Raw genomic sequence first — 12,936 nt, forward strand, 5'->3', positions numbered from 1 at the left:
AAATCCGCGTGGTCGCAAGACACCCAAACGCGGACGCAGGCAGTACTTTGATCCTGCTATATTCGAGGAACGCTTTCGCACCATCGAACGCGTCTTCGCCTGGGAAGATAAATTCCGCCGTCTGCTGCTGCGCTTTGAACGCATCAGTGACGTGCACTACGCGTTCAAGACGCTCGCGTATGCGATGATTAACCTTCGGCACTACGGCTGACGCCCTCCCTTCGGGCAGCTACCACGGTGATGTGACCCCGCGCCAGGTACTGGCGCGCACATTTTCATCTGTTATCCTGATGAAATCACCATGCACCATGGGTGTCGGTCGCTTTTCCCCGCATGTGACCCCCTGAAATCACTCGCGGATTCGCATCACTGTGTGCCCGCGTGTTTTCAAACACGAAAACGCGCAACCAGTTGTTCACTCCACGTGCCGCCTCCGAGCCGACCTTCGCCTTGAATTCCGGCGTGTGTACCCTGCATTTTTTCCTTCGCTCATTCTCTGCCATCCTGTCGCGGACGACAGCTTAAACTACCGTCTCAAACTCGGGGTCCACTTTAATGGGCTTCAAGGATTTCCGATGTGTTCGCATTCTGCTCGGCGTTCATATAGATGCACATGATCGCTAGGGGCAAATGCAGACCAACGGTTTGAACCACACACCCGCCGACCAATTTTACTCGCTAGCCAAATAAGGATTCCTATTGGCTAAGGAGTGCCTCTCATCGCCACGCCTTATCGCGACAAAACCTTCGGGCTCTGTTTCATCGATCACATCGTTCGTCTTCAACTTTTGAGCAACGCAGAACGCCTTACTGCGATAGATCCAGGCCCGGGCCCTGGAGGATGCGGTCAACGTGCTGATGTGCCGAGCGGAGGTGGTGCGGGGGGATCGTATGAAGTATCTCGCTGCGAGCGTAGTGGACAACTTCGCAGGGCATATGGATTGTGCTCGCTGTGGACCTTTTTCACCTCAACGCGTTCAAGCTGCGATTTTTGTGATTTCCATAGGGGGTAGCGTACATAGTTTCCCGTCCCCCTCTTATACGCTGCAGGCTGGAACGGATGCTTGATAGCGCGATTACTTCCAGCACAAAAGTCCTTGCGACAATCGAGCTGCGACGAGCTTGCTGCGCGTAAAAAGCGATTTTTCATTGCACTACCAGCGTTTAGCGGCCAAGAGAGAATGGAGGATAGGAAGATGGAAAGCTTACCTTATCCGATTCGGTACCAGGTTTTTGGCGTCTCCAGACCATCGGAGTCCAGTCTGTTTATCGATTATGTCGCCGGGAGCATAGAGCAACGTCGCGCGAGCATCATAAGTCTCATATTGCACGGAACAGACGCGGCGTTGAAGGGATGGTGCGTGTTTGGACACCTTTCAGATTCCGATGTCTTTGAGATCGAGTGCCTTCCCGATCAGACGTCTGCGGAAGAGGCAGTGCAATTTTGGCGGGCATACTTCGCAAGTTTGGGCGAAGAAATCGTTTCCGCGAAGCACATATCCGACGATACTCGCTGACCAGGGCGCTCAATGGTCGTGCGTTTGATCGGACTGTGTGGCTGAGATCCTCCCCGTGCGCAGCCACGTGCGGGACAGGCAGGGAAAAGTGCGCGTGCATGCTGCGAGGAATGGTGATATGGGCCCAGGCGTTTCTTCGCGGGGACTATCCCTGCCGCCCTTTATCACACGCTCAAGTTGGCTATGATCAGGCGATAAAGGATCAGCCTTTACTGCCTCCTTTCCAGCGTTAGTCGAGGTATCTTTCGCCAAACGCCCAGATAAGTATCACGACTAGCGCGGCGCAGCACGATATCCATTGCGCCACAACGGAACCCCATGCCAGGTTGGGGGTGGAAATCGGCATGTTGTGGATCGCCCGGCCAGGAAGCGTACCTGGCTTCAGATGGCGGCTGCTCGATGTGCAGCCAGTTCATCGGGAGCCGACTGGCCGATCAGCAGGAACCGACGAGGAGGCAGTCGATCACTGAAAAATCGAACGGCCTGGCCGGATTCTTTGCGACGTTCATCGCGACTTGTGAGGTCGAGACCATCACAACAAGAACGGATTGGGCAACAAACCACATCGGATACCGAAGCAGGATGGCAAACAGGAAGCCGAACATCGTGGCGAGCTGAGGCTTGCCAGGCGCACGAGCGCGAGAGTCTCGCGCAGGTCGCCAGAATCGTCGTATTGCATGGTCACGGTCCCGGTGGATCGAGACATCGCGCGGCGCTTACGCGCCTGGACGACGTCCCTTCACTGAATTTCATATCTCTCGCTAACGCGCCCGGCAGGCCGTCAGGATGCCTCGCAGCAGATCGACGGGAGGCGGCGGACATCCGGGAATTGCAACATCGACCGGCAGGATCGATGAAACCGGTCCACACACTGCATAGCTGCCGGCAAAAATGCCGCCCGTGCACGCGCATTCACCCGCCGCAACAACGAGCTTCGGGGCAGGCGTCGCGTCATATGCGGCGAGCACAGCCGCCTTCATGTTCAACGTCACAGGCCCGGTCACGAGCAGCAGGTCAGCATGCCGGGGGCTCGCGACGAACCTGATTCCCAGACCTTCGATGTTGTAATAAGGATTGTTCAACGCGTGGATCTCCAGTTCGCAGCCGTTGCAGGAGCCCGCATCAATCTGCCGGATGCACAGCGCGCGCCCGAGGAGATCGAGTATCTCGCGACGAACCTTTTGCTCCTCATGTCGCCATGTATCTTCTGTTGTTGGCGCCGGTTCGTCCGGTAAGCCGCTGCGCGCGAATTGACGGATAAGCTGCCACATCAGAGATCGTGCCCCGCGTAGTTCAGGTTGAACGACTTGTTGATCAGCGGGAAATCAGCAACGATGTTGCCGATGATCGCATGCTCCAGTGCTGGCCAGGCCTGCCACGACGGATCGTGGCAATGGCAGCGCGAAACCACATCGCCCCCGTCCACCTCGAGTGCTACGAACACATCGCCGCGCCATCCTTCGACCCAGCCTGTCCCGCGCGAAGGTGCGGTTGCCGGCTCCATGTCGACCACAACCGGTCCGGCTGGAAGGTTGGCCAGCAGTGCACGTATCAGGCGCAGGGACTCGTCTATTTCGGTGAAACGCACGGCAACGCGCGCTGCGACGTCGCCCCGCGAATCGCTTGCCGCCTTAACGGCCACGACGTTATACGGAGCGGGTTGCAAGGCCGCGCGCACATCAAATGTGTGGCCGCTGGCGCGGGCCGCCATGCCGCGCACGCCAAAATGCCCGGCAACATCGGCAGTCAAACGGCCCGCGCCGGCAAACCGGTCCTGCAATCCCGACTGGTCCTCGTAGATCTTGCGCATGATGTCGACTTCACGCTCGATACGGTCGCACTGCCTGACCAATGCCGTTGCAGTCTCGGGGTGAATATCGACTGCCACGCCCCCCCGGCAAGATCCGGTCCATCAGATAGCGATGTCCGAAGGCGTGAGCGTTCATGCGTATCCAGTCTTCCTTGAGTCGTGAGAACTGGGCGATTCCGAAGGCGAATCCCGCATCGTTGCCGAGCGCGCCGAGGTCGCCCAGATGATTGGCAACTCGTTCCCGTTCCAGCAGGAGGGCGCGTACATACAGCGCGCGGTTCGACACTGCGACACCAGATGCCTGCTCAAGTGCCATGCAGTAGGCCCATGAAAACGCCACCGTCGAGTCGCCCGCAATCCGTGCCGCGAGCCGATGGCCACCTGAGGCTCGAGTTCGTTCGAACAGCCGCTCGACACCCCGATGCGCGTAGCCGAGACGCTCCTCAAGGCGCAGCACCTTTTCCCCGACCACCGAGAACCGGAAATGCCCCGGCTCGATGATGCCAGCGTGGATCGGCCCAACTGCGATCTCGTGCACGCCATCTCCCGCGACCTGCACGAAGGGGTAGTCTGCCTCGCTCGACTCGAACCGTTCGGCACCCGTTGCCTGCCTTTGCAACGGGAAATAGTCACTGGGCCAGTTGCCGTGGTTGAGCCACGGGCGGGTGTCCTCGGCACCAGGGGCCCGCAAGCCGGTGAGATCGAAGATCGCGCGCTGCATGCGCGCCGCGTATGGAAAAATCGCAGCAAGATCGGGGAAGCTCCCTCCGGGATGCGGGCTACGCTCCGTCGCAAGACGCACCCACAGTATCCCGTCTTCACATTCGTATGCGGCGTTCGCCGAAAAAATCCCTCCAGAAGCTTCGCTACCCCACATCGCAATGAGCCGGCTCCCGTCGGATTGCGCAGTACGCGCGATCCCGAGCCAGCCCGAGTCATCGACGTCTGCAACCCTTGCCGGAACCTGACCGGGACTGCACCCGAGGCGGGTCGCCGCGTCAATCTGCAAAGATTCAAGTCGCATGCTTCAGCCCCCCAGCATCGTTGCGGCCTGGCGATACCACGTTGCCAGGTAAGGCGGCACATAGAGACCGAGCATCAGCCCGAGGCCCAGATGGACGAATACCGGCAACAGCGCAGGGCGGTGTTCGAGCGGTTTTGCTGTTGTCGTTCCACCGAACACCATCCGCTGCACGCGCGCGAAGATTGCCGCAAATGCGACGGCGAGGGCGAGCAGGAGCAAGGGTGCCGTCCAGGGTATCGTATTCATCGCGGTCGTCAAGATGAGGAACTCGCTTGCAAACACGCCGAATGGAGGTAGACCGAGAATCGCGAGCGCGCCGAGCATCATTCCCCAGCCGACTATCGGGCTGACCTGCAGCAGCCCGCGAATACCCTCAATCGCCTGCGTGCCTGCTTTCTGAGCCGCGTGGCCCACGGTGAAGAAGATCGCCGACTTGACCAGGGAATGGACGGTCATGTGGAGCAGCCCGGCGAACGTCGCAATCGGACCGCCAAGTCCGAACGCGAAGGTCATCAGCCCCATGTGTTCGATCGAGGAATAGGAGAAGAGCCGCTTGACGTCCTTCTGGCGGAGCAGCGAGAACGAGGCGATCAGCACTGAAACGAGCCCGAACCCGATCAACAACTGCCCTGGCAGCCCATTGCCCAGTGCGCCGTCGGCAAGTACCTTGCAGCGTAGTACCGCGTACAGCGCGACATTCAGCAGCAGCCCCGAAAGCACTGCCGAAATCGGCGTCGGGCCTTCGGCATGGGCGTCCGGCAACCAGCTATGCATCGGCACAAGTCCGACCTTGGTGCCGTAGCCGACGAGCAGGAACACGAAGGCGATCGATACGATGTTCGGGTCAAGGTGTGTCTTCGCGGCGGCCAGGCTCGTCCAGAGCAGCGCATCATCGCCGGTCAACTGCCGGCTTGCAGCGAGGTAGAGCAGGATCGTGCCGAACAATGCCTGCGCGATGCCGACGCCGCACAGGATGAAGTACTTCCATGCGGCCTCGAGGCTCGCGGCTGTCCGGTACACGCTGACGAGCAGGACGGTCGCGAGCGTGGCCGCTTCCATCGCGACCCACAGCACACCGAGATTGTCGGTCAGCAGCGCAAGCAGCATCGCGAACATGAAGAGCTGGTACATGCTGTGATAGAGCCGCATCCGCTTTGCCGTCATCCGGCCGCGCGCCTCTTCGACCTGCATGTACGGTCGCGAGAACAATGACGTCGTCCAGCCGACGAAGGCGGTCAGCGCAACCAGGTACACGTTGAGGGGGTCGACAAAAAATGCCCGTCCGAACGCAAACGACGGCCCTTGTTCGACGGTGCGCGCGGCGAGCACGAGTGTCGCCGCGAACGTCGCGAAGCTGAAGGCGACGTTCAGGTGACGTGCAACACGGCTGGGTCGCGTGCCCGCCAGGCATGCGGCGGCCACGAGCGGAATGCCGAGCACGGCGAGCACGACGTGGGCGTCACTCATCCTTGAGTTTCTCGATGTGATGGATGTCCAGACTGTCGAACTGCTCCCGGATCTGGAACATGAACACGCCCAGAATCAGGAGCCCGACCAGCACGTCCAGTCCGACGCCGAGTTCCACGATCATCGGCATGCCGTTGGTCGCGGCCGTTGCCGCGAAGAACAGGCCGTTCTCCATCGACAGGAAGCCGATCACCTGGGGAATCGCCTTTGCGCGCGCGATCATCGCCATGAACGACAGCAACACGCACGCGAGCGCGATCCCCAGTGTGCCGTGCGCGACCGAGGTTGCGAGCTGGCTGATTGGCGAGGCGACGTTAAACGCAATGATGACCAGCACGATGCCAATCAACAGCGTCGTCGGAATGTTGATGAGCGGCTCGACATCGGCCTGCACGTCGAGCCTGCGCACAAGCCGGTACAGGATCCACGGAATCACGCCGACCTTCAGCGCAAGCGTCAGGCCGGCGGACACGTACAGGTGCGCATCTCCCGTCACAAATCCGAGGATCAGGTTCGCCAGCACGAGCGCGACACCCTGCAGCGTATAGAGGTGAATCAGCGACAGGACCCGGCGCTGGCTCAGCATCGCGAACGACAACGCGAGCAGGATGGCCGCGAGGAAATTGATGAGTTGCGTCGCGTAACTGTGCATTCATCCCCCCAGCAGAATGTGCACGAGCATGCCGATTACCGCGAGCAGGAAAGCGGTGGCGAGAAACTCGGGAACCCGGAAAATCCGCATCTTCGCGTTGGCGGTTTCGACTGCGGCAAGCGCCGCACCGCCCGCCATCAGCTTGATGAATAGCACGGGCAGCGCGAGCAGCAGTGCAAACGGGCTGCCTGCCCCGGCGATGCCCCACGGTACGAACAGCGCCAGACCGATACACGAGTACGCGAACAGCTTGAGGCTCGCTGCCCATTCCATCAGCGCGAGGTGTCGTCCTGAATATTCGAGGATCAGCGCCTCGTGAATCATCGTCAGCTCGAGGTGGGTGGCCGGATTGTCGACGGGCAGGCGCGCGTTCTCGGCGAGTGACACCAGCGTGAACGCGATACCCGCGAAGGCCAGGCTCGGATAGATCGTGAACTCACCCCGACCGAGTGTCGCGACGATGCTCGTGAGCAGCGTCGACTGCGTGATCAGCGAAGCCGAGAACAGCACCATCAGCAGCGCTGGTTCTGCGAGGAAGCCGATCAGCATCTCGCGGCGGGCGCCGAGCGTGCCGAACGCGGTGCCGATGTCCATCGCGGCGAGCGACAACGCCACTCGCGCGAGCGCGAACAGGCCGACGAGCGCGATCGCGTCCGCGGCGGGCGACAGCGGCAGTTCAGTCGACAGCGTCGGCACGATCGCACACGCGAGCGTCATCGCAGCCCAGACGACGTAGGGGGCACCACGGAACACCGGGCTTGCGCAGTGCGCGATGACCGATTCCTTGTTGAACAGCTTGTGGAGCATCCTGTACGGCTGCCAGATGGATGGCGCACGCCGGTTCTGCAGCCATGCGCGGCACTGGTTAATCCAGCCCGTGAGCAGTGGTGCAGCGGCAAGCGCCACAACAATTTCGAGCGCCTGCGAGATGACTCCGGACAGGCTCACCATCGTCTCACCAGCATCAGAAGCAGGATCAGTACGGCGAAGCTGTAGCTCAGGTACACGGCAATTTTTCCCGTCTGCAGCCGGCCAGCCCATTGCGCCGCGCGTTGCGTGAGTGCCGCGATACGGTCGTAGAGAATGGACCACGTACGGTCGGTGACCGACACCCGGTAGACCGGCTGCGCGTCGTACGGCGACGGCAATTGCCGTTCGACGCGTAGCAGCGGTGCGAAGATCTCCCGGATCGGTTGCCCGAACCCTTCGGCCGTGTCCTGCGTCCGTGCTGTCGTGAACGGAAAGCCGCAGCTCCAGGGTGCCGCGCGCCGCAGCCGGCCGTGGTAGAAGCGCCGCACCAGGACCCACGCGAGAGCGCAACAGGCAATTAAGAAAAGCATGAACACGGCGGGCATGTAACTCGCCCGTGCATTCGACACCGGCGCGAACAACAGCCAGCCTTGATTGTTCGCGGCGACGCCGGTCCCAACAAGTGCACGCGTGACCGGGTCCAGTACCTTGACGAACTGCACGGGCATCAGCCCAAGCAGCACGCCGGCCGCCGCGAACCAGCAGAACGCGAGCCGTTCCCACGCATTCGCGTCGCGTGCGCGAACCAGTTTCGCTTCCCTTGGCTGCCCGAGGAACACGATGCCAAAGAACTTGACCATCGTGTAGCCGGCGAGAGCTGCCGACATCGCAACCAGCGCGGCCACGATCGGCACCGTCATGGCGAGCACGGAATTCGGCAAGCCCGGCGTGAACAGGAAACTCTGCAGCAGGAGCCACTCCGCCACGAAACCGCTCAGCGGCGGCAAGCCAGCGCTGGCCGCGACGCCTGCAAGCACGGCCCACGCGGTCCACGGCATGAAGCGGATCAGGCCGCCCAGCCTGCCAAGATTGCGCTCCCCGGTGGCATGCAGCACAGCGCCCGTACCAAGGAACAGCAGACTCTTGAACGATGCGTGTGCAGCGATCTGGTAGAGCATCGCGGTCAGCGCCAGGGCCGACAGGTGTGGCATGCCGCATGCACGAAACAGCACCGCGAGTCCGAGCGCGGCAATCATCAGGCCAATGTTGTCGATCGACGAATACGCGAGCAGGCGTTTCATGTCGACCTGGATCGTGCTGAACACCACGCCGAGCAGCGTGGTGCCGACACCGAGCACGAGCAGCAGCACGCCCCACCACGCGATTTGCACGTGCAGCAGGTCAAACACGGTGCGCAGCATGCCGTACAGGCCGACTTTCAGCACGAATCCGCTCAGGAGTGCCGATACGGGAGACGGCGCCGCCGGATGGGCATCGGGCAGCCAGACATGCAGCGGGAACACGCCCGCCTTCGCGCCGAATCCGATTAGCGCGAACAGGAACGCGAGCGATGCCCAGAATGCGTCGGGCGACTGCGCGCGCATGTTGGCGAATGTGTAGTCGCCGGTGCGAGCCTGCAGAATGCCGAAGCACAGGAGCAGCGCGAGCGCACCGACGTGCGAAATCAGGAAATACAGATAGGCGGCGCGACGGATCTCGCCGATCCGGTGGTTGGTCATCACGAGGAACGTTGCGGACAGCGTCAGCGTTTCCCAGGCAACCATGAACACGTAGGCGTCGTCCGCGACGAGCACAAGCGCGATGCTCGCGACGCACACGTGGTATTCAAAACAGATGAACCCAGGCGCGGTCCCTTCGCCCTTGCGGAAATAGCCGGCGGAAAAGGCGCCGACGCCCGCGCTGACGACGCCGAGCACGAACAGGAAATAGGCGGACAGCCTGTCCAGGCGCAGATGGAATGGAAGACCGGGGAGGCCGACCGGCAGGACCAGGGTGCAAGGTTCGGCGAAGATGCCGGCAAGACCTGCCGCGCCCAGCAGCAACCCAGCCAGCGCGCCGAGCGGGAACAGACCGTGTGCGACAAGCCGTGTGCGATGCAGAACCCCAAGACCCAGCGCGCCGATCGCGAGCCAGGCAGCCACGACCAGCAGGACGAAATGGACGACCGGCACAGGTGCCATCCGGAATGTCTCCAGTGCGCTCGGATTGGACGAGGGGCATGGACTGAGCCGGGCACACCGGCTCAGTCCATGGCCGTAATATTACATCGAAAGTTTCATATGGATAGCAGGATATGATAATCACGTTATCATATGAGCCACATGAGGCCAGAAAAGCGGGCATTTCCAGTGGGCAGGCTCGCCCGTCGCCGTGCCTCAAAGCCCCGTATGCCGGATATGTGCCCACGATCCGGGCGATCGTCTGAAGATCCTATGCCAGCACAGTACTTTCGAAGTCTCACGGGAAGAAGACGCAGTGCAAGCGCAAACCGTCAGCTCGGGTTGTCGCTCGCCTTTGTCGCAGGCGCGGCCAATGCCGGTGGCTACCTTGCGGTCGGACAATACACATCGCACATGAGCGGCGTCGTGTCAGCGATCGCCGACCAGACCGCGCTCGGGGACGCTCGTCTTGTGCTTGCCGGTATTGGTTCGCTCGCATCGTTTCTTGTCGGAGCGGGGTGCTCTGCCATGCTCGTCAACTGGGGGCGACGGCGCAACCTGCAAAGCCAGTACGTCCTGCCGTTGCTGGTAGAGGCCGCGCTGCTCCTCCTTTTCGGCCTGCTCGGCAGGCACCTCGCGCTTTGGGAGGCGTTCTTCGTACCTGTGACTGTCATCCTGCTGTGCTTCATCATGGGGCTTCAGAACGCGATGATGGCTAAGCTGTCGGGCGCGGAGATCCGTACGACGCATATGACCGGCATCGTCACAGACCTCGGGATAGAGTTGGGCAAGCTCTTTTACTGGAACAGGTCGGCAGTTGACGCGCACACGCACGCGGTCATCGCAAACCGCGCGAAGTTGAGGGCATATGGCACGATGCTGGCTTCGTTCTTCGTTGGCGGCCTGACAGGCGCATTCGGGTTCAGGAACGTGGGTTACGTGTCGACCGTCCCGCTTGCTGCGGCGCTCGTCACACTGGCAGTTGTGCCAGTAGCCGACGATGTGCTCGCATATTGCTGCGGGCAGGAGCGCAGGCAGTAACCGGGCATGAGGTGGGGCGCATCCCATGCCTTTTGAACATGACAGGCAAGCGATTCTTCGCGCAACCCCCAGCACACGCCGGAGGAGACGTTCGCTTCGGGCGTTGCCGGGAGCCTCGGACACAAACCTTGTGTGCTGAATCCGGCGCAATCGTGCATGGTATCTTGCGGGCCCGGATGTAAATCAGGCAGCCCGGATTCGAGTCTGCTTGCTCCCGGTCACCGTTCCTGCCTGAATCGCCGGCGCTGCGATTGGATTTGATGGCGAGTGTATTATAATCTGATTATCATACTTGCCTTTCCTGCTCCCAATGGAAACGAAAACCGCGCGCCTGACCATCCTGATCGATCCCGCCAAGAAGGAGGCATTCGAGAAGCTCTGTGCCGCGCAGGATCTGACGTCATCGCAGGTTGTCCGGCAGTTGATCCGCGAATATCTCGAACGTCATGGTGTGACCTACAAGACGAAGAGCACGCTCGGAAAGCGGGTCGGGCGTAACGCTGACTGAAACTGCAGGCAAGATCAGGCGCCATGCTCCCAGTGCGCGTGGCCGTTTTCGCGCCAGATCAACCGCTTCGGGTCGAGGCTCATACCACCCTTCAGGCGTCTGGCAGTTGAGGACAGCCTCAGGTCGTCCGCCCACGCATGCGAGAAGGCGCGATCGAGCAGGACGCGCGAAGACGGCAGGCGGCCTCTGCCTTTCCAGGCGAAAGCGACGAAATTGCTGTCGTCCGCGCATTGGACCACCGTGTATGAGGAACCGAACACGGATTTCAGCCGTTCGACGTAGAGGTCCAGTGCGGGCTCGTCATCGGTGAAATTGATCGCGAGAACGCCCGTCTTCGTCAACCGTTCGTGGCACGCAGAGAAGAATGCGATATCCGTGCACTGGCTTGCGATCCCGCCCGACGCGTAGGCGTCAACCAGCATGACGTCTGCGGCTACGTCCTCGTTCCGGATGTAGTCTGCACCGTCGGCGCACAACACCCTGAAGCGTGCGTCGTCTGCAGGAATCCTGAATACGTCACGCAGCGCAATCACTTCAGGGTCGATCTCGACCGCGGTGATCTCCACTTCAGGCAGATGCCGATAGCAGTACTTTGCCAGTGAGCCTCCACCTAGCCCGATCATGCAGATGTGCCTGGGGGCAGGCTGCAGCAGCAGGAATCCCATCATCGTGCGCGTATAGCCGAGCGTGAGCCTGTCCGGCGCGCGAAGCGACATGCAGCTCTGGGTGGCAAAGTGATCGAAGTGCAGGGACACTGCGTGCTGCGTTTCCAGCACGAATGGTCGCCTGTCATTCAATGGCGTAGAGAGGAACTCGACGAATGTGTCACAGGATGTCTGGTCGCCGTCCATTCTCGATATATCCAGGTAGTCAAACGAGTGCGTGAGACGCCGCCGCGTTTCGCGGGGGGTAGTGCTGTAGGTCAAGCCTTCCTCAAAAAGCAGGCCTTGAGCATGAAGCTGCCGGTATCGGTCCTGCAGTCAATCTCGTGATCGCCACCGACGATCCGGATATTTTTCACCCTGGTGCCCATCTTCAGCGTAATCGACGAGCCCTTGACGCGCAGATCCTTGATCAGCACCACCGAGTCGCCGTCCGAGAGCACGTTTCCGTTTGCATCCCGGACAACGCTCTTTTCCGGTTCGCCCGCGGTGTCGATACCCCCGTTCTCTGACCATTCATGACCACAGTCCGCGCACACGTACAGTGCTCCGTCCGGGTACGTGTTCTCCATTGAGCATTGCGGGCATGCGGGGGCGGCGTTCATTGCGGCTTCCATTGAAACAGTTTCGGGTCGGTCGGGAAAGAATGGGGCGCACCTCGCCGGAGGCGATCATTTGACGGTGCACACGGTATTATAATAGAAGACACATGAAATTGCTTCCGCATTACAATGAGATTCGCTGTCCTTCAGCGAAATTGCGGGCGGATTCGCTGAGGATGTCGTCATGTTCGATCTGGATGGAGCGCTGCTGTTGCCTGACCGGCGCCTGGTGCGCCTGCGGGAAATAGCTGGAAGCCGGGGGCTGATTGCGGTGGGAGTCGGGCGCGGCGGAGAACGCGGGTTCCAGATGGCCCACCGGTTCCATGACGCTGGCGAGCAGCTCGCGACGGCCGGGATTCACCTGGCCTTCGTTTATCCGCGGGAATCGGCCCGGCACGTACTGGATGCGATCTCGGTCGCCAGCGCGCGGTTCCGGCGCCATCCATGGCTCGTCCTGGACATGGACCGCCGGTGTTTTCCGCAGGCGGTGTGGCCCCGATCGCTCGAAGCAGTGCACCTTAACCTCGAAATGAAGCGACTTGCTGGCGTCAGCATCGATCTGCAGGACACGAAGTGGGAAGGCGAACAACTGGTTGCGCGTTTTCGTGTTTGAAAACACGCGGGCACACAGTGATGCGAGTCCGCGAGTGATTTCAGGGGGTGACATGCGGGGAAAAGCGACTGACACCCATGGTGCATGGTGATTTCATCAGGACAACAGAT

General features: G+C 61.0%; 12 protein-coding genes and 1 pseudogene. 4 read left to right on the plus strand and 9 right to left on the minus strand.

The window, feature by feature from the left end; all coding sequences use genetic code 11:
• Positions 1–211, plus strand: a 211-nt coding sequence (locus VMJ11_RS29075) for a hypothetical protein (protein ID WP_325624196.1), incomplete at its 5' end; no start/stop codon positions are given.
• Positions 212–1,951: 1,740 nt separating this feature from the next.
• Here VMJ11_RS29075 and VMJ11_RS29085 read toward each other — a convergent pair.
• From VMJ11_RS29085 to hyfB, 7 genes and pseudogenes are all read right to left on the minus strand, one after another.
• Complete coding sequence (locus VMJ11_RS29085) at positions 1,952–2,122, minus strand: hypothetical protein (RefSeq protein WP_325624197.1); 171 nt, start codon at positions 2,120–2,122, stop codon at positions 1,952–1,954.
• Between the two features lie 156 nt (positions 2,123–2,278).
• The gene (locus VMJ11_RS29090; protein ID WP_325624199.1) at positions 2,279–2,788 is read right to left on the minus strand and encodes a formate hydrogenlyase; all 510 of its coding nucleotides are present in this window, start codon (positions 2,786–2,788) and stop codon (positions 2,279–2,281) included.
• A pseudogene (locus VMJ11_RS29095) lies at positions 2,788–4,351 on the minus strand (NADH-quinone oxidoreductase subunit C). The gene VMJ11_RS29090 and the pseudogene VMJ11_RS29095 overlap by 1 nt, the downstream one beginning before the upstream one ends.
• Positions 4,352–4,354: 3 nt before the next feature.
• Positions 4,355–5,818: a hydrogenase 4 subunit F gene (locus VMJ11_RS29100; protein ID WP_325624200.1), complete on the minus strand. Its 1,464-nt coding sequence runs from the start codon at positions 5,816–5,818 to the stop codon at positions 4,355–4,357.
• Positions 5,811–6,470, minus strand: a complete 660-nt coding sequence (locus tag VMJ11_RS29105; protein WP_325624202.1) for a formate hydrogenlyase — start codon at positions 6,468–6,470, stop codon at positions 5,811–5,813. The genes VMJ11_RS29100 and VMJ11_RS29105 overlap by 8 nt, the downstream gene beginning before the upstream one ends.
• A complete protein-coding gene (locus VMJ11_RS29110; protein ID WP_325624203.1) occupies positions 6,471–7,421 on the minus strand; it encodes a respiratory chain complex I subunit 1 family protein in 951 nt (316 codons plus the stop codon). It abuts the gene before it with no gap.
• Positions 7,415–9,421: a hydrogenase 4 subunit B gene (hyfB, locus tag VMJ11_RS29115; RefSeq protein WP_325624205.1), complete on the minus strand. Its 2,007-nt coding sequence runs from the start codon at positions 9,419–9,421 to the stop codon at positions 7,415–7,417. The genes VMJ11_RS29110 and hyfB overlap by 7 nt, the downstream gene beginning before the upstream one ends.
• Before the next feature lie 252 nt (positions 9,422–9,673).
• On the opposite strand from hyfB, the gene VMJ11_RS29120 reads away from it, so the two are divergent.
• Both VMJ11_RS29120 and VMJ11_RS29125 read left to right on the plus strand, forming a co-directional pair.
• Complete coding sequence (locus VMJ11_RS29120; protein WP_325624207.1) at positions 9,674–10,441, plus strand: YoaK family protein; 768 nt, start codon at positions 9,674–9,676, stop codon at positions 10,439–10,441.
• A gap of 310 nt (positions 10,442–10,751) precedes the next feature.
• A complete protein-coding gene (locus VMJ11_RS29125; RefSeq protein ID WP_103704766.1) occupies positions 10,752–10,949 on the plus strand; it encodes a ribbon-helix-helix protein, CopG family in 198 nt (65 codons plus the stop codon).
• 14 nt (positions 10,950–10,963) lie between these two features.
• Here the strand turns inward: VMJ11_RS29125 and VMJ11_RS29130 are convergent, their stop codons facing one another.
• The gene (locus VMJ11_RS29130) at positions 10,964–11,800 is read right to left on the minus strand and encodes a spermidine synthase (protein WP_325624209.1); all 837 of its coding nucleotides are present in this window, start codon (positions 11,798–11,800) and stop codon (positions 10,964–10,966) included.
• A gap of 71 nt (positions 11,801–11,871) precedes the next feature.
• Entirely contained in the window at positions 11,872–12,216 is a 345-nt protein-coding gene (locus tag VMJ11_RS29135) for a zinc ribbon domain-containing protein YjdM (RefSeq protein ID WP_325624210.1), read from the minus strand.
• A gap of 181 nt (positions 12,217–12,397) precedes the next feature.
• Here VMJ11_RS29135 and VMJ11_RS29140 point away from each other — a divergent pair, with 181 nt between their 5' ends.
• Entirely contained in the window at positions 12,398–12,826 is a 429-nt protein-coding gene (locus VMJ11_RS29140; RefSeq protein ID WP_325624212.1) for a hypothetical protein, read from the plus strand.
• Positions 12,827–12,936: the final 110 nt, after the last annotated feature.

The organism is Paraburkholderia sp., from assembly GCF_035501035.1.
Lineage (GTDB): Bacteria > Pseudomonadota > Gammaproteobacteria > Burkholderiales > Burkholderiaceae > Paraburkholderia.

Bases quoted from the DNA above. Each gene is read 5' to 3' on its own strand.
- VMJ11_RS29120 (WP_325624207.1), top strand. From the start codon at position 9,674: ATGCCAGCACAGTACTTTCGAAGTCTCACGGGAAGAAGACGCAGTGCA.
- VMJ11_RS29105 (WP_325624202.1), bottom strand. From the start codon at position 6,470: ATGCACAGTTACGCGACGCAACTCATCAATTTCCTCGCGGCCATCCTG.
- VMJ11_RS29090 (WP_325624199.1), bottom strand. From the start codon at position 2,788: ATGTGGCAGCTTATCCGTCAATTCGCGCGCAGCGGCTTACCGGACGAA.
- VMJ11_RS29125 (WP_103704766.1), top strand. From the start codon at position 10,752: ATGGAAACGAAAACCGCGCGCCTGACCATCCTGATCGATCCCGCCAAG.
- hyfB (WP_325624205.1), bottom strand. From the start codon at position 9,421: ATGGCACCTGTGCCGGTCGTCCATTTCGTCCTGCTGGTCGTGGCTGCC.
- VMJ11_RS29110 (WP_325624203.1), bottom strand. From the start codon at position 7,421: ATGGTGAGCCTGTCCGGAGTCATCTCGCAGGCGCTCGAAATTGTTGTG.
- VMJ11_RS29135 (WP_325624210.1), bottom strand. From the start codon at position 12,216: ATGAACGCCGCCCCCGCATGCCCGCAATGCTCAATGGAGAACACGTAC.
- VMJ11_RS29100 (WP_325624200.1), bottom strand. From the start codon at position 5,818: ATGAGTGACGCCCACGTCGTGCTCGCCGTGCTCGGCATTCCGCTCGTG.
- VMJ11_RS29130 (WP_325624209.1), bottom strand. From the start codon at position 11,800: ATGGACGGCGACCAGACATCCTGTGACACATTCGTCGAGTTCCTCTCT.
- VMJ11_RS29085 (WP_325624197.1), bottom strand. From the start codon at position 2,122: ATGTTCGGCTTCCTGTTTGCCATCCTGCTTCGGTATCCGATGTGGTTT.
- VMJ11_RS29140 (WP_325624212.1), top strand. From the start codon at position 12,398: ATGTTCGATCTGGATGGAGCGCTGCTGTTGCCTGACCGGCGCCTGGTG.